Here is a 23,149-nt window from a genome sequence, read left to right on the forward strand (position 1 = left end):
TATTCTGAAATAGTTTATCAGAGGCATCCATAGGACTATCTTCTAAACCTTCGCTTTTCTTCTTGCTCCTGCTCCTCTTCTTCTCTCATCTGGTTGACATCTTGATAAAGATCCGGGTCGTTTACATTCAACCTGATATCAGATTTCTCTTGTTTTTGAGAATCATTATGCTGCCTGGCAAGAACTCCATCAACTGTACTTATCTCTTTGGAGATAATATTCAGATCATTGGTAATTTCTTTAGCGATCTCGGGATATTGGTCAATTTTATCCTGAAGGAAATTTTTCAGTTTTTGCAATTCTATTTTATATCGCCCGGTTTCAGTTGCATCTCTTAGATCAGCAATAATAGCAGTCAACTCCGTGGTATGCCTGATGAAATCAAACTCGGCTACTTTGCCGGTGTCCTGATCGAAAATAAAAGCTTTCTTTTCTATCGCCGAAACCTCCGGTGGCAATTTATTTGAGAATTTCTTTATATCGGAGTATTCGATTCTCGTTTCACTGTTTTTAAGAATTTCCGAGATGCTTTTGTCTCTTTCCAGGAAGATAACCTTCAGCCTGGTATTATTATCCGTGAGCTGAAAGGTTGCCCTGTTCTTATCGTTGTCAGCGACAATGGTGTATCCCTGTAGGAATCTCTGAATATCTTCTGCGCTTAGTTTTTTGGAAAATGTATGGTCTTCACCAATAATTCCATATTTTTTCAGTTCGTCTGTGGGTAAATTGCTGTTTTTCATTGTTAATGTATTTAGTAGGGGTTGTATGTTGCTGTCTCAGTATTATGATAGGTTGCCATGAGATGAGTGGCTTTTATTAAATCATTTAAAAAATGAGTAGGGTTAATGCTTTGTCCGAATTCTTTCACCGAAAAATGCAGGTGAGGCCCTGTAGAATTCCCGGTATTCCCGCTTCTTCCCAAGATAAATCCGGCTTTCACGAACTCTCCGGTCCGATAATAAATCTCTGAAAGATGCAGGTAGCTTGTCTCAAATCGGCCATAGTGGAGGATCTTGATATAATTGCCTCCGGTCGCTGACCGCCCCACTGCCGTTACGACTCCGTCCATGACTGCATATACATTTTCATAATATGCTTTCAGGTCAATACCATTGTGCATTTTCCGGTTTCCGGAAATGGGATGAACCCGTGTCCCGTAAGAAGAAGTGATCGCCATCTTACCCGCCAAAGGCATTACAACTTTTGATAAAGATTCTTTAGGCTCCTCCACAAAGTCATATAAAGCCGGGGAACTTTGATTTTCTAAAAGATCCATTTGTTGTTCGGCTCTACGCTTGGTGGCCAATAGCAAAGAATCTTTAATTTTTTGAAAGCTCTCTTTTCCAGAATTATTGGTATGCTTGTACTTTTTTAACAGTATTTTTAAAGAATCCAATTCATTTTTTAAATCCGACCTTGTTGTCGTATTGAATATTTTTTTCCAGAAATTTTTCCCATTTTTGGGATCAATAGGTTTCTCTTCTTTTGTAAATTCAACATGGGATTGACTTTGGGGCTTTTGAGGCTGTGCAGGCATTATGGTATTGAATTGGGCAAACGTAAAACTGTTTACCAACAGAAGCATGAAGACCACCATCTTGTAAATTCGGTTGCTAATTATTTTACTCTTCATATGATTATGCTTTTACTGATTCTCTGACAATTAATTCAACTTCCTTATTGATTTTCCTGAAGTTGGTCATTAGGACTTCTTCTTTGCGGTTAACTCCTGCCCTATCCACAAAGGAGTAATAGGAAGGCATGGACGGAAGTTCTGCTTCCTCTTTTTTAATACTTTTCATATCCAGGTTTATTTTACCGTTCACAGCAGAGGTTTTGTATTCTTCGGTATCATTTTCTTCTCCCTGGGCGATCATCCCCACCATTTCTCCGGTTTTAAGTGCTGCAATTTTTCCGGCTGGAATCATATGGTCCATTTTCTCATTGATACTGGTGGTCGTACCTTGCTGGGAGATGGATTGGGAATACGACTTCTGCTTTATTTTTCCAAATAATTTTTCGAGCCAATCCAAGGTATTCTTATCCCTTGCAGAGCCGGACAGGATATTTCCGACAATGGCAGAAATGGTATCTGCAACTTCTTTCTTATAAAACTGGCGAAGCTGTGGAAGCTCCTGAAGCCCTAGCATTACAGCAACCCTGTTGCTTCTTGCCGTAGCAACGACATTATCAATTTTATGGATGTAAATCGTAGGAAATTCATCAGCAATAATACCTCCCGGAAGATTACCTTTGGAGTTGATCAGTCTTAAAGTCCTGTTAAGCACCGAAGAATACAAAGCAGAGTTGATGTCCTGAGTTCCCGGGTCTGACGCTAAAATAACAATGGAAGGATTGTTCCTGTCTGTTATTTTGAGTTCCACTTCATCTCCCGAAAACACCCAAAAGCTTTCTTTGGTAGCCAGTCTGGAAAGGAATATTTTCAATGTTCCTACCTGCCCTTCCAATTGGTCAAAAGCTTTGTTATCATAGGCGGATTTAAAAGGCGATAATAAAGAATACAATTCTTCGTGTCCAAAAAGGGTATCAAAAATTTCCTTGTAGCTTCGGTTCATAAAGGAAAGGATGTGAGGCAGATCCGAGTACTTTCCGTTTTCGTGGGTTGCAAAAAAATAAATGCAGGATGAAAGGAAATTGATCGCTGATTGGGTGAAGAACTGGTCAGCCCCACCTCCGGAACTGGTACTGCCTTTTTGTAAAGAAGACACCATAGCCTCAGCCATTTCCTGTGCTTCTGCTAATGTCTGCACATATTTTTTGGCGAACGGGTTCACCCTTTTGGATTTCTCAACTTCATTGAGGTTAATAACATAAAAATTGTAATTATAACCTGATTCCTTACTTTTTTTGAATAAATAGTGGTAATAAGCGATCTGCGCCAGGTCGGGAAACTTAAAATCGTAAATTATCAGACAAAATCCTTTAGCTATCATCTGCCTGATCGCGGGATTGATCACTCCAAAAGATTTACCGGAACCTGGCACACCAATCACCATCGTCCCCCGGAAAGGATTAATATTCATCCAGCCTTTATTGCTTTTCCCTTTATACCGGAATAAATAAGGAATATTAATCATCATGTCGGATTCTACTAATTCCTGGTTCTGGTCAAAAGATTCTTCCTCGACATTCCATCGGTCTTTTCCCATTTTCTGCTGCATCAGCTTAGAGATGCTGTCAGCTCCCATTTGAAGAACAACCGCTCCCAAAAACGATAAAAAAGCATACACCACCTGGTAAAGACTCATTCCGGGAAATATTTTAGGAAGTGAAGGATTTCCGGCTTCACGCTCCCAAACCAGAGAGGAAAACATCATCAGGAGTCCCAATACCATAGGAACTACTATTTCCATAGCGATATGAAGGTCTTTCTTTTTCTTAGCTTTTGTTCCTACAGCCACTAATCCTATCAATAGTAGTGTCGCCAGTTTAGCATTGACAGGAGGATAAATGAAGCTCATTCTGGAAAAATTCTTCAATAAGTTGGAAACCACCGGAATATTGGCATGCAGATAAAATAGTGAAGCACAATCCAACGCCACAACGGCATATACCGCCTTCTGAAGGAAGCCGTAAATCCTGATCTGATGTTGTTGTTCTTGCATTAGGAATAGTGTTCAAAAAAATTGTCCAGTGATGGCTCCTTCTCAGCCTGGTTATCATGCTGCTTCTGCCGTTGCAATTTTTCATGATGTTCCAGTATTTTAACAAGATCAGCCTTCAACACATTCAATTGGTCAATAACTTCATATCCTCTTTTTTTAACCCTATCGATCATACAGGAGTAACTTTCCTCTTCAGACATTTTCTCAAACTCATTTTTAAGGATTAATAATTGCTCATAATCCTTTGCATATTGGTTCCATTTTTTTCCAAAAATGATGAGACCAACACAGCAGTATACAGTTGCAATTAGCATTAGTCCATATACTATAATTGCGATAGTTATAAAATTGTCCATAGTATCAATTATTTAAAATGTATCGGCTTTAAGGATATCAGAGTAGTTGATCTTCATTTCGATGGTTCTTCCTGAGAGCTGTTCTTCGATCAGGCGGATCATCATCACCTTAGAATTCGGGAAAGTGAATTTTTTGAACACATAAATATTCCTGAAATTCTTCCTGAAATGCTTTTGAGGGTTCAGCTGAAACACTGGAGTTATTTCAACACTCTGATTGTTGGTCGCCTTATGGATCTTTTTATCTTCTACGGAGAATTTCAAAGCTTCTATATCATAACTTAAGTTGGAATTGTTTTTAAAGGTCATATCCAGGAATATATAGTCACTGATGACATAGACATTATTGAGCTGAACACTGAGCCCCAGGTTTTTCTCTTCCCGAATCGGATTTTTTTCTGATTTTTTCTGAATAATGTCCATCGCAAATTTTCTCAGCTCAAGATTGGAGAAAGCCATTTTATCAAATTCTATGGGCTGCATTTCCTCCGGCTGAATATGAATATTAGTAATGGTATTCAGGTTTTCAGAATTTCTGTAAACAGCTTTGTACTGTGCAATAAAAGACTGCCCCACCACCGTGATAATGCCGAGGTTCGGCTTCCATTTTTCTTGGGGTCCATATCCTGATTCTTGTGTCTTGGTTACCGAATCTCTTTCTACAATTTTAATCCGTGCAATCTGGCTTGAAGGTAAGTCTCCCGTGAGTTGCTTAGTGGACAGATCCACATACTGGATAGGTTCCGGAGAAATAATATGAAGGCTGATTCCTTCAGTAATTTCTAGTTCCGGTAAATCCGAAATGAGCTGTTCTTTGGTTGCTGTTTGCGCCGTAAAAAGCTGTGTTATGAAAATCAGTAATGTGTACAATATGGCTTTCATTTTTTTATTTTTTTTGTTGGTTTTGTGAATCTTTCAGTTGTTTTTCGTCAATCAGAAATACATAAGAGTTGTATTTCAATTTGGCTTTGTTGGTTTTAATCAGGTTAGCAATGGACTTGGAAGTGGATGTAAACAGTTTAGAGCCAATACTGGTAAAAAATCCCTGTCCGCCCATATCCATCTGTGTTCCCTGTACGGAATTGCTTCCCATTTCCCGGATCATATCCCGGAAAATACTCTCCGGAACATAGAGCCCTTTGCTTCCATCGACATCGTAAACCGATAAGTTGACCGGATAAATTTCTCCTTTAGTGAATACGGATACGATACTGAGATTAACCCTTTGCATCGCAAATCCTGAAATCTGCCCATAGAGTAAAGACCCTTTACTGAGCTTTTTGTTCCCCACATATATGTCTTCCAGTAACCTGAACCGAATCCGGCTTCCCAAATACCCTTTGTTGTTTTCATCAATGACCGCTTTGATAAAGCTGTTTTCCTTTTCTTTGTAGAAAGCATTGAACTCGCTATTGATACCGGATTTACTGACATTGAAGGTAGAATTCAGAAATTCTTCCATTTTTTCCTTACTCATTTTCAGCTTTTCCTCAGCTGCCAGTTTACTTTGGTATTCCGGGTCTCTTGCTTTTTCCAAAGAATCCATCACCAGCATCTGCTGTTTCAGGTATTTGACCGGATCAGGGTTTTGTTGAGGAGTGTGAGGAGTTGCTTTTGAAGGCTCTGAAGCATAGTCACTTTCCGGTTTGCCATAAGATTTATCGTTCAGCATCCGGATAATTTCTGAAGACCGTTTGTAATCCCGGTCGTCATTTTGTTGTTGTTTCGGATTATAGTAAGAAGATAAATTTCCTTTCGACTGATACCCGTTTTGTCTTCCGGACACCGCTTTGAGCGAATCTATTTTTCTTTTCTGCGCTAATGACAGCTGGTCTTCGTAGCTGAGCAGGCTGTCCTTTTCTTTGCCCAGCCCCTCGAGCATCGTTCTGTTATCTTCTTTTTTGAAAAATGCGTCATAGGCATCATTCTTACTCATAATCGAATCCTGCGACTCACCAAGGGAAATGGAGAGTTCTTTGGGCTTCTCTTTGGGCTGTTTTTCTTTGGCGAACTGGGTTCCTACATAGATAAAAAGCAGCAGAAACGGCAGTGCCAAAAGGGGCAGGATGTATTTCTTCTGTTTGAAATCGAGTTTTTTCATTGAGTTTTTAATTTTTGAAATTGGTTAAACAAATATTCAATCCTCAGGCTGTCCCCTTTCTGTAATTGTTTTCGGTCTCTTTTCACTTTTAAAATTTTAAGCTCTTCCACAATCTTTTTCATCTCTTTTTCGTTGTTTACAGTAGGGGTCTGTTCCTTCTGGCTTTTGGAATAAAGGACAGGTGGTTTAATGGTAAATACTGTCTCGCTGGGAAAGAAAATTCCCTGGATCAGAGAACCTATGAATGACACTGACAAAAAAATCATCGAATAGGCAAAAAACTTTTTAGGGTGATGGACAATCCATTGCAGGCATTTCTGTCCGACTTGTTTGAATGAAGTATTCATTGTTAGTACGAATTTTTGGTTTGGTTTGAAATTTCTTCATTATCAAGGATGCGCCAGTTTTTAAGGATCACTCCATGCGGGTTATTGGGACTTCGGATAATATCCTCAAAGAAACCTTCAGTGATAAGCTTTCTGGTAATTACGGATGATTTTCTTGTAATCATCTGTTTTCCGAAAAAGGCGAATTTCTTTTGTTCCATATCAAGCTTAACCGAATCGGTATGAATGCTTACCATCGAACTTGAAGCAATGATCTGGTTATAAAAGCCTTTTTCCCTAAGGTTGGTATATTCTTTCTTTCCGCTGTCATCGATGAGATACAATGATTTCTGGATATTATCCTTGATATAGGTATCGTCAGGCGCCAATGTGAAAAATAACCGATGAAAGAGTTCAATCTGGGCTTTGTATTCAACGGGCCTGTTGAGTAAAACATCCATCTGCTTGGCCAAAACCGGGACACCATTATCCAGGATATAAATGGATTTTCTGGAATCTTCAATCATTTTATAGGCGAAGAAAAATCCCGCAATGACAATAAAAACGGCAAAGGCAATGGCTGAAAGTGAAACTATCTTATTCACCTTGATTCTTTGTTCTATATTTTTGATAAGCATTTTTATTAAGATTTTGAATTAAAATGGCAGGAAATCCTATTTCCCGTTTTTCATTGCCTGCTGAACTCTCCCCGATGCAGAACCTGCCGCAGCAGACTTGGCAGCTGTTGCAGCCACAGAAGCACCTCCGGTTTTAACAGCCAGAACAGCAGTTTTAGCACTGCCCGCCATTTTGCCTATGGCACTTTTCATTTTGGTCATGGCTCCGGCTCCTCCTGCTGACACAATGGTATCTGCAATCGTAGGGGTCATCAAAACCCCGATTCCGGTGACGATATAAGCTACGCACGTAAAAAGTTGGTTATAAATCATTCCCGAATTACTGACATAGACCAGTAGGGCATCCAAATTGGTAACTGTTCCATTCGTTAAAAGGGTATCATATCTTTCTATTTCCATCATATAGCCGGAAGCGATCAGCTGCTGCCCAATGTTGATGATGGTATAAGCCACAAAGGTGTAGAGATTGATGTTAATAAATTTGGAAACCCAGTTGTACAGGGAACTTTCAAATCCCGGAACAAGAGCCATACCCACCGCAATCGGGCCTAATATAATAAGGATGTACGCCCAGATCTTCTGAATAAAGAAAATCAGGTAGACACAAATTCTCAAAATGGAAAGGCAGATAAACTCAATCACTTCAGCCACTAATTTTTGCATCTGGAACTGCATCCTGATCTGCCACTCCTTGATGGGCTGGATGAGTTTATCCAGTCCCTCGCTGATATCAAACCACGAATCATCGGCATCTTTTCCGGTATTCTCAATGACCTCCTGCTTGGCATCTTCATCTGCTTTGAGCTTGATGATGGCATCGAGCAATTGCTGTTGTTTTTTAAAGCGCTGCACCCGAAGATCATTTACCTCAGACTCTATATCACTGAAAATGCTGATTCCCGGCTCTGCGATAGCTTCAAAGGGAGCCTGTATCAGATTGACAAATCCCGTCCAGTAGATCAGCGTGAATCCGATCAGAATTGGTTTCAACATCGGGGTAATCTCCCACTCCCGGTCTCCGGCAGCCATCTGCCATCCCATGTATCCGAGGTACATCAAAGCCCCTAATCCGCCAATGGCTTTTCCCACCAATGCGGCATCACTGGCATTATCCTGAATACTGGTGTCCAGCTTGGTAAATACCTCCATGAACCATTTCTCAAAAGCTCCGTCGCCTTTCAGGAACTGAAGTAAATTGCTGTAATCACCATCGGTCTGGGCAAAGCCCATTACCGGCAATAAAAGAGCCAGAAGGCAACAGCATAAGGTTACTGCTTTATTCATTTTAATATCGGTGTTTGTATTGATTCATAATATTTTGAACGACCTGCCCGTCCGACGACGGACTCCAGGCTGTAGGCAAAGCATATGAAGAATGATTTTTCAGGATATTTTTATAATCCAGAAGAAGGGTCGTTTTGTTATTATGTTTCCTTAATTCCTGAGCAAATTTTCTCCAACGCAAAAGGGTTTCATGGTACATCAGAAAGCGCTTTCCCCTTGGCATATCCATAGACCGGGACATCGAATATTTTTCCTTGATCATATCCAGCTCCTGCTGAAGCCTTTTTAGGGTCCCTATACTATTAAGTGTTTCATAGGTCTCCTGGTCTTTGAGCCTCCATTCCATAAAATTCTGCGGGGTATCAGGAAATTCAGTAATGGGTTTGAGCATCCGTTTGTAATACAAAAGCCAAAGCGGATCGGCATCTACGGTAGCAGAAGTCCAATGGGCGAAGTCCTGGACACTCCTTTTATAGATGGTATCGGAAGCAGCCTTTATTTTTTCGGCTTCTTCCTCTTCATATTTCACTTCTGCAAATCGCTGGTTCTGTACTCCTGTAGGTTTCAGGGGCCTAATGTCGTCTCCGTCTTTATAATCCCTATTGATTTTGGGTGCCCACATTCCCCATACCGTGGCATAGGCGAAATTGGTCTGAACGCCCAGAAAATATTTGGGGTAAGGTCGCCAGTCTCCCCAGCTTTCAAAAACCATCCGCTTGTGCTGCGCGACAATAGCAGGGTCATTGAGCCGTTTTACACTTAATTGTGCGGATACGGCGGTGACTACAAGCAATAAGTGCAGCCTGATTAATTTTATAAGTAAATTTTCCATTGTTTTAATTAAAAATGTATTTGTATTTCTGAATAATGTCACTGACAATGGCTCTGTCGATATTGATGTAATTCCTAAGTACAGGGACCTGATAGAGATAGGGGATCTTCTTGGCGTTCTGTAGCCGTAAAATGATATAGAGAATATTGCCGTTGATATTCCTGACCCTTGTCAGTACCTTTTCAATGAGCATTTCCCGATCCATAGCATCCATCAGAAAATCTTTGTTTTCATTCAGGATATCCTGCGTGACCTCCTGTTGGAGCTTTATTGCCTGCTGTCCTATGGCCGTATAATACTTTGAAACCAGTACGGCATATTCCGGATGTTGCATGGATAAATCCAGCATGGTTTGGGAGTTGCTTACGATTTTTCCTAAATACTGATAGAGGTAGATAAGCTTTTTACCTTGCGTAAGGGCCGAATTAACATTTTTAAGCTGCTGGTAGATATATTCCTGAATGGCAATCACCTGGGCCGTTTTATTTTTGATCTCGTTATACAGCTCATTTTGCTTTTCATAAGAGTCTAAAAAAGCCTGCTCACTCCCTAATCGAACGCCATGATTAACGGTAATCTGGGACAGCAGCTTGTCATTGATCACGATCTGCTGGCTTTTTATGCAAATCGTAGAAAGCAGTACAATTCCGAGGGTTAGTATTTTTTTGTTCATATCCTTATTTTTTTTATTATGGTATATGTGAAATGTATTGGCTATGCAGAATCTTCGATTTCATTTTTAAAATGATTTAATGTTCTTCATAATATTCTCCACCACTTGTTTATCCCTGTTGACGTAATACTGGAAAGCTCTTTTATTACGCAGTACTTTGGCTTTAATGTCCCGTATCTTGAGCAGCATATGGGTTGAATTCCTGCTCAGGGTTTTGACTTCACCCAGTGCATAGTCCAATAAAATCTTGCGTTCCGATTTTTCCATTTGATTGATCGCTCCGTAAGAGAGGATAATTCCGGTGATTAAGCGGAGTACCATTTGTAAATCATCTACATACTGTACTCCGGAAGGCAGGACCGCTGCAATGGAGTAAGGTGCGGTGCTGATTTCATCAATAATGGCAGCCTGGTTTTGAGTGATCTTACCAATCTCCCTGCTCATCGCCACTCCTGTTGGAACCGCCTGCAAGGCAAATGAAACAATCCTTAATCTGTCCTGTATTTTAACAACCTTATCCTTAAAGCTGTTCCATTCGTTTTTATTGACCGTTTCAATACCGGCATTCAGCGTCTGGTTTTGCCGCATTTCCTTTTGCCTGTCATGTTCTTTCATCGTAGCATTTATTTCCAGGTCCATCATCGGAAAGGAAACATTTTCTTTCTGCCAGGCGGGCGTAGAGCTGCCTCCGGAAGAAGTGATTATGATGTAAACCATCGGAATGAATACGCTTAAAAAAAATTTCTTTTTCATTATTTGATTTTAAAAATTCCGTTTGTACCGGTTCATAATGTCTTCAACAATGGCTTTGTCGGTATTGATGTAGCCCGCAAAGGGATTAATAGAGTTCCAGAATCCCAGTCTGTTGGCTTTTTCCAATCGCAGCTTAATAGCCAACAGCCACAGCTTTAGATTTTTTACGTTTCCCGAGATATTATGCAGTATCTTATAGCGGTCTCCTGCCGTAGCGAGGTTCAGCTCTCCTGAGGCCAGGATATCTGATAGATCCGTTACGATTTTCAGGCTTTGCTCATAGGTTTTTTGCGAGGCTTTAACCCCGAAAATGGCATATTGGGGATGAGCAGAAGCTAACTGAGCGACATCAGAAGAATACCCGTAGCATTTATTGAGTTCCGTATAAATTTCCTTTACCTGAATTCCGTTTTGCAGGGTTCCTGAAACTTCTTTCAAACCTTTGAGTATTTTATTCTGGATATCATTGGCGGCTACCATCTGGGTTCCTACCCAGGTCTGCGCATCTTTCAGCTTGGAAGTTTCATCGATGACTTCATTCTGCTTGGCTTTCAGGTTTTCCGAATACAGGATCATTGCTGCCGTTACGGTAGGGTCTATGTAGGTATTTTGGGCATATACTAAACTTCCAAATCCTAAAAAAAATAAACTAAACGTTTTCATATGCATGGGTTTGTCTGTTAATTAATTCCGAAAGGCTGATGTTATAATCTTCCAATTCCTGGGTAATGATTTTGAAAATATTTTTACCCTGGTTTGCCTTCCGGTTCTTAAATCCGTGGTAGAATGCAAGGACTTTTGAATCCAAAGGCTTCTGATAGAGGTTCACTAAGGAAACCATGCTTCCCATATCATCCCCGAAGCTTTTCACCTGTTCTACAAAAATTTCTAAGGCTTTATCGTAGTTTCCGTACTGCTCAACGTAGTATTCAATGGCCGACTTTTCAGGCTTTTCTGTGGTATAGGTCAGATATTGCTCAAGGGCCACTTCGTTGCCGTATACTTCTCCTTTAGAACCTCGTTTGAGATAAAACTCCTTAAAGCGGCTTCGCCCGAATTTATTGTTGAGATTGTTGATCGTGAAAATCTTGTTCTGTTCTACTTTATTCAGAGATAATAGAGACGCTATCCGATCAAAATTGTCTTTGAATTTGGTCTGATCCAGCAGAATAAACGTATCGGAATTGTTAATGATGCTGTCTTTTACGACGGCATTTCCGATGATATCATCCAGTTCCTGGGTAACTACCACCGCCTCGCCCCAGAATTTCCGTACCGTTTTGTACAGATACAATAGGTATCCACCCATCAGCTTACTCGCAATCGCCTTCCACGCCTCTTCCACAATTAGGGCTTTTCGACGATCTTTCCTCAGTCTCATCTTCTGGATGAACGTATCCATAATGATAAGTGTTACAATGGGGAAAAGTTTTGGATTATCTTTCACATTATCAATCTCGAAGACGATAAAAGGTTCGCTAAACAGCGTATTGTCTGCACTTTCATTGAGGGTGGTCCCGTATCTTCCGCCTTTGTAAAAATCCTTCAGTACGAACAGGAATGTTCTTAGGTTAAATTCCCTTTCCGTGATTTTATGCTTTTTATTACCCAGATAAATAGGGAGGAATTTGTCACAGTACTCATAGAACCCGTTGAAGGAAAGTTCTTTTATAACAAGCTTTTCTTCCAGCTCCTTAATTTTTTTGATGATGACTTTCCTGAACGACTCATTCCATTCTTCAGCATTTTTGGGCTGCTGCATGATTTCATTAGCCTGAATGAGAATCAGCTGAGTCTCATTATAGGCTTTGCGTTTTTCCTGATCACTCAGGGTTTCATAAGCCTCATAGATTGTATAGAATTTCTCGCTGTCATAATCAGGATTATTCAGATTTTTATCCGGATGGTATTCAATAGCGAGTTTTCTAAAGGCTTCTTTCACTTCATCAAAGCCGGCATCGAAAGCAATTCCCAGAATATCATAATAGGTATGTTGTCCTCTGGACTGTTCTTCGTATGCTGCATAGACGTCTTCTTCATGAATATTATATTTGCTTAAATAAAGAATGAGCTCTTCCGAGGTTTTATTTTCGTACCACTTCGTTCCAGAATTAAAATACCCGTGATAATACGACATCAGGACATTATCCAATATGGATTTTTGTGCTGAGGACATCGTCGCATCAGGACCTTGCCAGATCAAAAAGATCAGGTTGGTCAAAAACTCTATTTTTTCAATATTAAATTCTTTTTTATCCATCAGGAAAGGATTCATCGTAATGGGTTTTTCTTCCGTATACTGGATGTATCTTCCACCTTTATACTGGCAGGTTCCCGAGTAGGAATCTCCGGTATCCACGATAACCACGTCGTAATTGTAGGTGAGGTACTGTTCCACGATATTATTCATTAAAAAGCTCTTGCCTGAACCGCTGGGACCCAGCACAAACTTGTTACGGTTATTAATTCTTCCGGTTTTCATCGGTAAATCCGAGGGGTCAACTTTTAGGGGAACGCCCTGCCGGTCGGTAAATCTGAGGTAGAAACTACTTTCTTCATTCACGGGGTAGCTTTCTTTAAAAAAAAAACAAAGCGCCGCTTCGCTTGTGGTCATAAATAAATCATACTCCCTGAGTTCCGTGGCATTGCCCGGTAAAGCAGCCCGGAAAAGCTCCAGCTGGTTGTAGGCATTCCTGGAGACAATAATCCCCTTGGTAAACAGCTTATTTTCAATCAGGGACTGTGTCCCTTCCATTTCTTCCAGCGTATTTGTTGAAAATAGTAGGGAAAAATGGGCATTAACAATAAGCTGGCCTTCTATGGCAATATGATGGAGAAGGCTCTGGATTTCTTCGGCAATAATGGCATTGGAAGGCGAATTGTTCGCTGCTCCTTCGTGCTTTTTCTTCTTTTTATCCAGTTCCCTTTGCTGCTGTGCCTGATGGGGAATGGTAATGACCTGGTTGTAGATAATGGTTTCATAATCTTCCAGTTCATTAATAAAGGTAAAATTATCCACTGCCGTTTCTGCGGCAGCTCCGTTTCCTCCCAGTATGGAATAAGGTTCTATTTCAGAGGGCAGGTCAATGTTTTCCACATCGACATAGGAAATATTTTTAACGAATCGGTTTCCGATTTGCAGGTATTCATTGGTACTTCTGATATTGTCAAAAACCGGGGTACCCGAAAACTGCATGGATAATGCTCCGGAAATATAATACTCAAAATCTTTCTCAAATAAGAACTCCGGTTCACAGTCACTTTGCCTCAACAGCATAAACACCTTCTGGCATTTGTCCCGGAGTTCTTTATAACTTTTTTCTGTTATATTGCCACCGGTCGCTGACCGGCCTGTTTTTTTATTTTTATCATGAATAATATCCGTAAACAGCAAGACGGTTTCAATGGTCTTAAAAAGCCTGCCGTCAAAATGCTCGGAATATTTCTGTTGGAGGAACTCCTTGGAAGGTTCGGCTGAATATTTCTTTTTTGAGAAAATATCAAGCTTCTGAACAACTCTCCCTTCTCCGATGATAGATACGACCTGGTTCAACACCGTATGGAAGTTCAGATAATTGTCCGGATCTGCCGAATATTGTTCCACCATATTCCTGATTCTGATGCCAATGATGGGGTTTCCATACTGCCCGAAAAGAACATCAAAATCCCAATGGTGATCTTTTCCATAATCATACCCGATGAAAGGAATGTTAAATGCTTGTTTTTTTGTTGTTGCCATGCTGTAAAAATTTTTTATTGTCCAACCTTTTAGGAAATATGAAAATCTGACCGAAGTTTTTAGTCTTATCATAAAGGCCACGGGTATCCTGTCTTTTGAAAATGAGGTAAACACCGCCTCCGGTGGCTACAAGGCCCAGTAAGGAACCCAGTAATCCGAACCTGGATAAGATGAGTGCGGCTACGACTCCGGCTCCGATAACACCCACTGCATAGAAAATATATTTTCCCTTGAGTCCGAAGAATACAAGGGGTTTTTTGAGCCCCTTGTAGAGGTAGAATCCCATAGCTTACGCAAAGAATGAGGTTACGAATTCCGGAACGACAATCAGAAAGATCATGGCTCCTCCATAGCCCAGGATTTCTTTGTTAACATCCTGATCTCCATTAGTCCATTTGTTATACACTCGAAGACCTCCGATAAAGCCGACCAATCCGCCCACGGCTTTCAGAATCAGCTTGATGGGATCCCAGTAGTCCTTAATGTCATTGGCTGCATTAGAGATGGCTGTTGCTCCGCCCTGGGCAAATATGGGAGTGACAGCAAGGAGAATCATACAGGCAGTCAATATCTTTTTTACTGCCACATGGCGTTTTACATTGTTGTTCATAATGATTAATTATTGGTTTAGAATTAAATTTTGTGCTTAGAAATTGGCATAAGGGGTATGCTATCCGTATCAGTTGATAGGATGATATTTGGTCAATTTGAAGGGTTTCTTACTGCTTAGATGACGGAGTGGTAGACCTTTTGGCCATCGTAGTTAGCCACCATCTGCACGGTGGTCTCCGATAAATTCAGGAGTTCTTTCCAATGGGATTTTTTAGGCTTAGTCTTTTCCCATTTGGAATGCTCTTCTGCTTTGTTGGGCATATCCTGAAGATGACTTGTGTTATCGGATGGGCTCTTTTCTGCTGGTGCTGTTTTGGTATCGTTCACTGGTGCGGGCATATCGTCAATATCCTGCTCCGCTTCAAATCGCTTTCTCATCTCTTCCAGATCCGGCTGCTGGTCGGTAGAAGATGGTTTTTGGAATTCAAGATCCTTTTTTAAAAAGGATTTGGGGGTACTGAGGTTTTCAACATCTTCAATACCAATCCGGCTTGGAGGTTCAGCATCAGTTTGTGCAAAACCGCCTATTGAAAATTCTTCAGTCAGATCGACGTGAGTGATCTTTTCTTTTTTTAAAAAAAGGTCGTACAGGATATTTCCGGCATAATACAGGAAATAAGCTGCTAACAGGATGAGTGAATACTTTATCATATTTTTTATTTTGTTTTTTCTTTGGAATCAGCCTTACAGGGTGATTTGTAATGCTTCACTGATTTGTTCAATGATTTCATTGAATGGCTTTTTTATAGCGTATCGCTGCTCGTAGGTAAGCTTCCTCGTATTAATGCTTTGTAAACAATTCCTTTTGTATACAGGGCTTACAATCAGGGTTCCGTATTTTGAGATCTCGATATCCATCTCCCTTTGATTGAGATATTTATAGCCTTTGTCATATTTGGAACGGATGAAGATCCGCTCTGCTTCACTTTCGAGTAGGCCCAGCAGGTTTTTGAATACCAGGGTCGATTTTACCGATACATCGGAGTATTCGAAAGGGATGATGATAAAATCACTGTAAATGAGTAGGTCACTGTATTTTTGGTCCAGCGTGCCTGCCAAATCAAACAGGTATATATCTTCGCTTTCCTTAAGGCCTATAATTTTTTCCAGATCGGCAAAAGGCTGTTCTTCTTCATCGTCTCCAATGAGCTCCACTTCATAAAGCCTAGGCAGCTCTGAATTTTCGTCCTCTTTCCATTTGTTGAAAAAAGATTTCTGAAAGTCAAAATCATACGCCTTGATTTTCCTCTCGGAAACCTCACAAAGGTAATTGGCAAAGGCAATGGCAAGAGTGGTCTTTCCCGCTCCGCCCTTCTGGGTGGCAAAAGTGATAATCATAGTTTGATTGTTAGCTGTTGGTTAATGCTTATCGGTTTTAAAGGTGTTGGTTGATTTTTATGGGCGATCAACTGATAACCACTGCCTCTATTTTCTCTTTTTTCTTCTTTTCTTACGCTCCTCTTCTCCGGGGTCTTTTCCTGATCCTCCTGAGGATCTGCTGAATTGAAAAATCAAATCATTGATGCTTCTGTTCAGCTCTTTTGAAAGCTTTTCACTCTGGTTTACTGAAACCTGCTGTTGGTTGTCACCCGGATTCAGGAATCTTTGATAATCTTTTTCGCCGATCAGCTGCTCAAGTTCCCCTACGTAGTGTAATTTTGAGTGGATCACATAAAATTTACCGTCTTCGGGCTTTATAATGTGAACATCTTTTGCGTTATGTGTTCTGAGATATTGCTTTACCTCATTCCTCACTAAGCCAAATATTTCTTTATTCTTCCTTTTTTTAGTTTCAAAAAGCATAAAATCTTTTGGCACATGGTCAGGATTCTGGCGTTTCAAATGATCTTGTAAAACCTGCTTAGCAGCCTCATCTGCTATGTTATAATCTTTTAAGCTTTCAAAAAGCCTTTTGTCTATGGTATCGTAAGTGAACTCAAACAATTCATTCATTTTCATAATCTCACTTCCTTTATACACTGATCCTGTCTTATGGTCAATCAAGGTATATCCGAAAGGTTTGAGTTCTACAGCAGTTTTTACTTTGTCAGAAGTATGGAATACAACATCAATCCCGAAAACATCCCTCAATTTTTTCTGAAGCTCACTCTCAAATTCAATTTTCGGCTTCCAGTTCTCGTTGTGCTTTTCTTCAGGTAATACACCTTCCTGAGCCCTGTGGTCTTCGATCCTGAATACCTTGCAAGAGTGCAGTTCTTTGTATTTTAAGAGAATCGCCCTTAACTGCCATGCCCTGGAATCTTTTTTTTGACTGCTGAAGTTGAGCTCGGCGGCGTTAATGGTTTTTTCCCAGACTCCGTTTTTTAGTATATCTAAAGCACCCTCATCATTCCTATTGGGAGAAAGCCGGAATCCGTCTCTTTCTAAAAGCAGTTCAAGTTGTTTAATAGAATTGTATCGGTAACCCAGTAATTTTTCTATTTGCTCCTGTATACTTAGTCCATACAGCTTTTCCATGGTACGGCTTAATGCCTGCTGTGCCTTAAGCTTTTCATAACTGTCATTAATTTTCTTTCCGGTCTGTTTACTGACACGGGTTGAAACAATGTGTGTATGGTTATTTTCCGTATCATTATGGAACACCACAATAAAAGGCTGCTTTCCGTACCCCAGCTCATCCATAAAATTTTCTGCGATATTGGTAAGCTCTTCTTTGGTATGTTCCCGGAACTTCGTGGAAATCGCGGCGTGGAACTGCGGCTTTTTTACCCTTTCAATATTTGAGATGGATCTTAAATATTCCCGGACCTCCTGCTGACTGCTGTTTTCATTAACGATGGAAGGAAAATTTTTCATCAGCATCAGTTCTCCACTCCCCTTCTCTACCTTTTTATCATTATACTGTACTCCGGGAAAGCCGGAACCCGCAGGTTCCATAATTTTTACGATCAATTTTATGGTTATATTAGCCGCCTACTTACGGATTATACTTTAAGGTTTCTTCCACTTATTTTATATGCCTAAAATTTGCTTGATCTGTATTTTTTGTGCCGGGGTTGCTGTCTCGAGAATGGATATGAAGGCAGCCACATTGTCGTTAATTAATCCCAGTTTTCCGTCCGGTTTTGCAACGACTTTCAGGATATAAGAAGTATCTGATTGCGGTACCATATGATAGGTGGGATTAAGATTCAGTGTCCCATTGAATTTTAGCCATCGTTCGGCAAAGTCCCCGATGATCAAGCCATTGGTCCAGGAAGCGCTCAGGTCAACGGCGTTCTCTGTTCCGATAGCTTCGGACGGAACCAGGCTTGCATTGCTGTGTATGACCAGCCTGTTGTTTACTGTTTCTACACTATTTACCGTATTGCTGTGCCCGGCTCCTGTTCCGATAAATACATTGTTTTCTCCCCGGACATAGCCTCCGGCCTGCGCCCCGAGCATTACATTTTTGCTTTCCGTCGTAATAAACTGCCCCGAAGACTGACCTATAATGGTATTATAGCTTCCGGTATTCAAACTGTTCAGGGCCGACTGGCCTATTGCTATATTCTTATATCCGGAAGTCAGTTTTGCCAGGGTTGCATTTCCAAGTCCTACGTTCACATTTCCCGTAATAATTTTTCCGGCATTGGAAAGATCATATCCTGAAATATGGCCGACAAAGGTATTGTATGCTCCGGTTGTTACTCCATTCAAACTGTAGCTTCCAAAGGCGACATTCCCTGAAGCAGTGGAGAGCTTCTGCAGGGCTCCGTATCCGTAAGAAAGATTATACGTTCCCGTGTGCATCTGGTTCATATTTCCAAAATACATCGAATAGGTCTGCGGATTCATTCCTAAGGCAGCATCTGTTGTACCTTGCTTTGTGATGGAGCTTCCAGTAAACGAAATATATCTCGGGGCAAAGTTTCCTCTTTCAACTACATCATATAAGCTCCCATAAAGCGGCTCCCATGCCGAACCGTCGAAATAGTAATAGGTATTAGGACTTTTGATATGGGCAACCTGACCAGAAAGTACCGGTGCTGCTTCGGTCACATAGACCAATGCCCCTTTTTGCAAAGCTGTGTACGTATAGGAAGCCAACTCACTTCCTTTCACTCTTGGAGCAATAATGCCATCCAACGCTTTGCTTTTATCCGTATTGCCGATAACATCAAGGGTTGCTGCGGGGCTGGTGGTATTAACACCGACCTGACCCTGAATATTTCCAGCTGCAAGAAGGAAAAATAATCCTGCGAGACTGCATATTAATTTCTGCATATCATTAAATTTGCTGTTTGTTTTATTTTCCAATCATGGAATAGATCTTTTTAAAAATGCTATTCTGTTCTTTTTTTAACTCAATAATTTGACTTAACTGCCTGTTGAAATAGCCTACTTCCGAAGAGGTTATGGCTTTCATTGTATTGACATACCGGGCTACCTGATTGATGTTCGTTTCTATCTTTACAAAAATGTTGTCCTGCTCTTCAATGAAATTCAAAACTTTCCGCCTCTCATCATCCAAAATCCTGTTTTCTACCGAATGGATAATTAGACTCGTCAGGGAGATTTGCTTTTCTGAGCAGATTTTCTTCCAGTTGTCTTTTCTGGATTTTTGAATTCTTATAATAATCAAGTCTTCTTTTCCTCTTTCCATTTTCAATTTATCCTATGGTAAAATAACTTTAGTGAAGCTTTATCCGATTTAAACAGCTCTGCGCTTCTTGGCAAGTAAGGGTTAATATTTCCTCTCTGATAAATAACAGAAAAATAAATCTGTGTTTTCATTTTGCTTTCTGATTAAAATTTCTTCTGCAAAATTGGGGCATAAAAATCGTGAAAACAATAGTATTCATAGGGCGTGGGCTAAATAAGAACGTGCTGGGCTTATCTGGAATATGTGAGGATTAAAAAAGAATATACTGGGCTATTTTGGAATATTGCTCCTGATTTTCCCCAAAACAAAAAAACAAGTTCCGCTGTTTTTTCTCCTTTTTGCAAAAAAAGGCAAGATCGTCTTTGGAGATACAACTTGAAAAGTTTGTATATACAAAGACACATCTTGCTCTATTAAGTCGCTCACTTTTTTCAGAACTCTGAAAAGCATCCACACAAAATCATAAAACATTAGTAATCAAATATTGATCTCATTTATATGTTTTTTGCTGTTGAAAGAAAAAAATATTGCAAATATTGAAATAGGGAGAATACACTGACCTGTATCCATTTTACTCAGGATAATAATATAACCTGATACATTTTTACACAGGTTCTGTAATAGGGTGGGTAAAATTTACTCAGGTTAGAATAAAACATGGGTAATTTTTTCGCAGGTTGCAGCTTTGACAATTAATATTCAAGATCAGAATATACCTGATACTTTTTTATGCAGGTCTTATAATAAGGTGGGTAAAATTTACTCAGGTTAGGAAAAAACATGGGTAATTTTTACGCAGGTTGTAGCTTTGACAAATTAATATTCAAGATCAGAATATACCTGATACTTTTTTATGCAGGTCTTATAATAAGGTGGGTGAAAATTACTCAGGTTAGAATAAAACATGGGTAATTTTTACGCAGGTTCAGCTTTAACCTGTTACTATTTTACTCCTTTAAGGAATGATATCATATGATTTGTGCAAGCAGTACTTGCACTATTGGAAAACTTCGGATGTCAAAAATTTTTCATAAAGTCTAAAAAAGTCCATTAATTAATATGGAATTGAAAAAACAAGTTTTGTATCTTTGAAAAATGGCAGAAAAACCTCAAAACTCCGGTACTTTATACAATTCGATTGCACAAATTATTATTGATGCAAAGTCTGCGGTTTACAGAAATACTAATGCAATAGTATTAAAAATGTACTGGGAAATAGGTAAGCTTATTATTGAAGAGGAACAAAATGGACAAAGCCGTGCCCAATATGGAAAATCTACACTGAAAAACCTTGCCAATCAGCTGACTTTGGAATTTGGAAAAGGATTTAACGATCGAAACCTTAATAATATGAGGGCTTTTTTCAATTCATTCCCAATTTGGAACGCAGTGCGTACCGAATTGAGCTGGACTCATTACAGAATAATCAGCCGGATTGAAAGCCCTGAACACAGATTACAGTATATGCTCCATTCTATCGAAGGGAACTGGAATACACGCACTCTGCAACGAAATATTGATAGTCAATATCTGGGAAGATTGCTAAAATTTCCGGAAAATGACAGTAGAGAAACCTCACACTTTATTAAAGATCCCTACATTTTTGAGTTTTTAGGACTGCCGTCTGATACCTCTCAAACGGAAACCCAAATAGAATCTGCCCTTATTACCCATCTCCAGCAATTTTTAATGGAGCTTGGAAAAGGATTTGCTTTTGTAGCAAGACAGCAGCATATTGTAACGGATACTTCTGATTTTTTCATCGATCTTGTATTTTATAATTATTATCTCAAATGCTTTATTCTTGTGGATCTGAAAACACACAAACTTACGCATGAAGCTATTGGTCAGATGGATATGTATGTAAGAATGTACAATGACCTGAAAAAGAATGCTGATGATAATCCTACTATCGGAATAATTCTGTGTACCGAAAAAGATGAAACGGTTGTAAAATATTCAGTACTGTCAGAAAATAAAAAGCTTTTTGCAAGTAAATACAGGACATACCTGCCCGATGAAAATGAGCTAAAACAGCTTATTGAGGCAGATAGAGTAAAACTTGAACTGGATAATATTGATTAATTATTGACATCCTTACTTTGCCACCATGCATCTTCCAACTTCCATGTATGGCTTCTTATTTCGTGGACTAAATCAGCCAAATCTTCTGAGTAATCTGTTATTCCAAGCTTCATTTCAACTTCAGTTTGGATTGCCCATAAACTTCTGCTTAAATAATTGATTTGTTTTCTTAATTCCTGGATTCTGTCTTCTGAAAAGCCTATGGTCTTTTGAAAATCAGTATTATAGGTTGAATATCCTTCTTTTGACAGAAAATATTCAGTATCGTTTTTTGGCGAGAAACCAAGGTTTAATGCCACTTTCTCTGAAGCATTAAAATTAAAATCGATCTGTCCTGCATCAATAGTAATTCGCTGTTCTTGTCTGCTTAAAAATAGGTGCGGGAGAATTGTATCTTTCATTGCATTTGTAAGATGTCCCTTTCCTCTGTATTCCGGTAATACAAACCAGTGCAGATCTTTCTTCATATCATAAACAGCAGCTACATATGAATTTTCATTATTCTTTATAAAATAAAATGTATCCGGTCCGTCAGAAGATGTTATGCTATCAGTAGGTTTGGGCCTATTTCCCCAGACTTTAGCAAGGTCTACAGTAGTGCTTAAGGATTTTCGATAAATGAGACTTTCTGATTCATCATTTTTATTCAAATTCTCTATTAACGATTGTAAAGATATATTAGTCATAGTTATTTTGGGTGTTAATATTGGGAAATGAATGCCTTACCATTCAATCTCATATATAGCATCATCATCACTTAATTCCAATTCTTCAATAGCACAATTATGTTTTTTAGCTTCAGACTTCAGAAAGTTCAGAAAATTTTCATACTCTTTTGATAAAAAAGTGGATGTTTTCATCAATTCAGCTAATCTTCTGAATGAAATTTTTCCCCCTTTCATTTCAAAAAAGCTGGCATTTATATGCCTCATATATAAATAAAGGTATTCGTTTCCTGCATAAATTCCATCTTCAAGAAAAGGGAGCAGTTTTTTTGCTCCAACCGGATCATAACTGTTCATTGAATGCTCAATCCAATATTCAAGATGTAGAAACATGGAAACATCCTGTTTTGTTGTGTCAACCATTTTCATATTGTACCTGAGAGCAGATATACAAAATAAAATATGTGCCCAGGAAATTTCAAAGCCTAAATATGGAATTTCTTCAAAAGTGAAATGTCCATGAGTTCTTTGCAGCCTGCTCCCATAAGAAGCCTTTCGGATTTCATAGGAAAAACTACTTATAAGCTTATTTTTATCTTCATAGCCTTTAAAATGAAAAAAAGATTCATTTCCCCAAAATTTTGAAATAATATCATATAAATATTCGAGGTCATCACGGGTCCCCCATATTTCAATGCCTAAGCCTTTTTTGGTTGGTACACTGTAAATCATATGTAGTGCTATTATCAGTTACCGGCAAATCTACTAAAATTGTAAAACAACAATGAGCATTGGGATTAATTCTTTAAATAAATTTTTTATGTCCAATTCTCAAATATTCAGCTCGCAACCT

Annotated in this window: 24 protein-coding genes; 1 reads left to right on the top strand and 23 read right to left on the bottom strand. The window is 39.4% G+C overall.

Features of this window, described 5'->3' with window-relative positions; all coding sequences use genetic code 11:
- Positions 1 to 35: 35 nt before the first annotated feature.
- From ACWPWS_RS18455 to ACWPWS_RS18555, 21 genes are all read right to left on the bottom strand, one after another.
- A complete protein-coding gene (locus tag ACWPWS_RS18455; protein ID WP_098972136.1) occupies positions 36 to 740 on the bottom strand; it encodes a hypothetical protein in 705 nt (234 codons plus the stop codon).
- Between the two features lie 11 nt (positions 741 to 751).
- A complete protein-coding gene (locus ACWPWS_RS18460; RefSeq protein ID WP_098972138.1) occupies positions 752 to 1,633 on the bottom strand; it encodes a M23 family metallopeptidase in 882 nt (293 codons plus the stop codon).
- A gap of 4 nt (positions 1,634 to 1,637) precedes the next feature.
- Positions 1,638 to 3,626: a type IV secretory system conjugative DNA transfer family protein gene (locus tag ACWPWS_RS18465; RefSeq protein WP_098972140.1), complete on the bottom strand. Its 1,989-nt coding sequence runs from the start codon at positions 3,624 to 3,626 to the stop codon at positions 1,638 to 1,640.
- Positions 3,626 to 3,982 carry a hypothetical protein gene (locus tag ACWPWS_RS18470; protein ID WP_098972142.1) on the bottom strand — a complete coding sequence of 119 codons (357 nt, stop codon included), beginning with the start codon at positions 3,980 to 3,982 and terminating at the stop codon, positions 3,626 to 3,628. Before ACWPWS_RS18470 ends, ACWPWS_RS18465 begins: the two co-directional genes overlap by 1 nt.
- A gap of 12 nt (positions 3,983 to 3,994) precedes the next feature.
- On the bottom strand, positions 3,995 to 4,864 hold the full coding sequence (gene traN, locus ACWPWS_RS18475) for a conjugative transposon protein TraN (RefSeq protein ID WP_098972144.1): 870 nt from the start codon (positions 4,862 to 4,864) through the stop codon (positions 3,995 to 3,997).
- A 4-nt stretch (positions 4,865 to 4,868) separates the two neighbouring features.
- Positions 4,869 to 6,083 (bottom strand): conjugative transposon protein TraM, encoded by a 1,215-nt coding sequence (traM, locus tag ACWPWS_RS18480; protein WP_098972146.1) that lies wholly within the window; start codon positions 6,081 to 6,083, stop codon positions 4,869 to 4,871.
- On the bottom strand, positions 6,080 to 6,430 hold the full coding sequence (locus ACWPWS_RS18485) for a hypothetical protein (protein WP_098972148.1): 351 nt from the start codon (positions 6,428 to 6,430) through the stop codon (positions 6,080 to 6,082). The genes traM and ACWPWS_RS18485 overlap by 4 nt, the downstream gene beginning before the upstream one ends.
- A 2-nt stretch (positions 6,431 to 6,432) precedes the next feature.
- Positions 6,433 to 7,047 carry a conjugative transposon protein TraK gene (gene traK / locus ACWPWS_RS18490; RefSeq protein ID WP_098972149.1) on the bottom strand — a complete coding sequence of 205 codons (615 nt, stop codon included), beginning with the start codon at positions 7,045 to 7,047 and terminating at the stop codon, positions 6,433 to 6,435.
- Positions 7,048 to 7,083: 36 nt separating this feature from the next.
- Positions 7,084 to 8,331 carry a hypothetical protein gene (locus tag ACWPWS_RS18495; protein ID WP_123840837.1) on the bottom strand — a complete coding sequence of 416 codons (1,248 nt, stop codon included), beginning with the start codon at positions 8,329 to 8,331 and terminating at the stop codon, positions 7,084 to 7,086.
- Position 8,332: 1 nt separating this feature from the next.
- Positions 8,333 to 9,163, bottom strand: coding sequence for a hypothetical protein (locus ACWPWS_RS18500; RefSeq protein ID WP_454047502.1), 831 nt, complete (start codon positions 9,161 to 9,163; stop codon positions 8,333 to 8,335).
- Positions 9,164 to 9,167: 4 nt separating this feature from the next.
- The gene (locus tag ACWPWS_RS18505; RefSeq protein ID WP_098972152.1) at positions 9,168 to 9,836 is read right to left on the bottom strand and encodes a hypothetical protein; all 669 of its coding nucleotides are present in this window, start codon (positions 9,834 to 9,836) and stop codon (positions 9,168 to 9,170) included.
- A gap of 66 nt (positions 9,837 to 9,902) precedes the next feature.
- A complete protein-coding gene (locus ACWPWS_RS18510) occupies positions 9,903 to 10,589 on the bottom strand; it encodes a hypothetical protein (protein ID WP_098972154.1) in 687 nt (228 codons plus the stop codon).
- A 9-nt stretch (positions 10,590 to 10,598) separates the two neighbouring features.
- Complete coding sequence (locus ACWPWS_RS18515; RefSeq protein WP_098972156.1) at positions 10,599 to 11,252, bottom strand: hypothetical protein; 654 nt, start codon at positions 11,250 to 11,252, stop codon at positions 10,599 to 10,601.
- The gene (locus ACWPWS_RS18520) at positions 11,239 to 14,328 is read right to left on the bottom strand and encodes a TraG family conjugative transposon ATPase (protein WP_454047503.1); all 3,090 of its coding nucleotides are present in this window, start codon (positions 14,326 to 14,328) and stop codon (positions 11,239 to 11,241) included. The genes ACWPWS_RS18515 and ACWPWS_RS18520 overlap by 14 nt, the downstream gene beginning before the upstream one ends.
- Positions 14,300 to 14,614: a DUF4133 domain-containing protein gene (locus ACWPWS_RS18525; RefSeq protein ID WP_098972160.1), complete on the bottom strand. Its 315-nt coding sequence runs from the start codon at positions 14,612 to 14,614 to the stop codon at positions 14,300 to 14,302. The genes ACWPWS_RS18520 and ACWPWS_RS18525 overlap by 29 nt, the downstream gene beginning before the upstream one ends.
- 3 nt (positions 14,615 to 14,617) lie before the next feature.
- Positions 14,618 to 14,938 carry a DUF4134 domain-containing protein gene (locus tag ACWPWS_RS18530; protein ID WP_098972162.1) on the bottom strand — a complete coding sequence of 107 codons (321 nt, stop codon included), beginning with the start codon at positions 14,936 to 14,938 and terminating at the stop codon, positions 14,618 to 14,620.
- 116 nt (positions 14,939 to 15,054) lie between these two features.
- Positions 15,055 to 15,591, bottom strand: a complete 537-nt coding sequence (locus ACWPWS_RS18535) for a hypothetical protein (protein ID WP_098972164.1) — start codon at positions 15,589 to 15,591, stop codon at positions 15,055 to 15,057.
- A 33-nt stretch (positions 15,592 to 15,624) separates the two neighbouring features.
- A complete protein-coding gene (locus tag ACWPWS_RS18540) occupies positions 15,625 to 16,278 on the bottom strand; it encodes a ParA family protein (protein ID WP_098972166.1) in 654 nt (217 codons plus the stop codon).
- Between the two features lie 87 nt (positions 16,279 to 16,365).
- The gene (locus tag ACWPWS_RS18545; protein ID WP_317169758.1) at positions 16,366 to 17,838 is read right to left on the bottom strand and encodes a relaxase/mobilization nuclease domain-containing protein; all 1,473 of its coding nucleotides are present in this window, start codon (positions 17,836 to 17,838) and stop codon (positions 16,366 to 16,368) included.
- 75 nt (positions 17,839 to 17,913) lie between these two features.
- Positions 17,914 to 19,167 (bottom strand): hypothetical protein, encoded by a 1,254-nt coding sequence (locus ACWPWS_RS18550; RefSeq protein ID WP_123840834.1) that lies wholly within the window; start codon positions 19,165 to 19,167, stop codon positions 17,914 to 17,916.
- A gap of 22 nt (positions 19,168 to 19,189) precedes the next feature.
- Entirely contained in the window at positions 19,190 to 19,546 is a 357-nt protein-coding gene (locus ACWPWS_RS18555) for a hypothetical protein (protein ID WP_098972171.1), read from the bottom strand.
- A gap of 1,095 nt (positions 19,547 to 20,641) precedes the next feature.
- On the opposite strand from ACWPWS_RS18555, the gene ACWPWS_RS18560 reads away from it, so the two are divergent.
- On the top strand, positions 20,642 to 21,631 hold the full coding sequence (locus tag ACWPWS_RS18560; protein ID WP_454047504.1) for a PDDEXK nuclease domain-containing protein: 990 nt from the start codon (positions 20,642 to 20,644) through the stop codon (positions 21,629 to 21,631).
- Here ACWPWS_RS18560 and ACWPWS_RS18565 read toward each other — a convergent pair.
- Positions 21,628 to 22,317, bottom strand: coding sequence for a hypothetical protein (locus ACWPWS_RS18565; protein WP_454047505.1), 690 nt, complete (start codon positions 22,315 to 22,317; stop codon positions 21,628 to 21,630). The two genes, ACWPWS_RS18560 and ACWPWS_RS18565, sit on opposite strands and share 4 nt — an antisense overlap.
- A 36-nt stretch (positions 22,318 to 22,353) precedes the next feature.
- A complete protein-coding gene (locus ACWPWS_RS18570) occupies positions 22,354 to 23,028 on the bottom strand; it encodes a DUF6904 family protein (protein ID WP_454047506.1) in 675 nt (224 codons plus the stop codon).
- Between the last annotated feature and the right edge of the window lie 121 nt (positions 23,029 to 23,149).

The sequence above is a fragment of the Chryseobacterium sp. Marseille-Q8038 genome, from assembly GCF_965111995.1.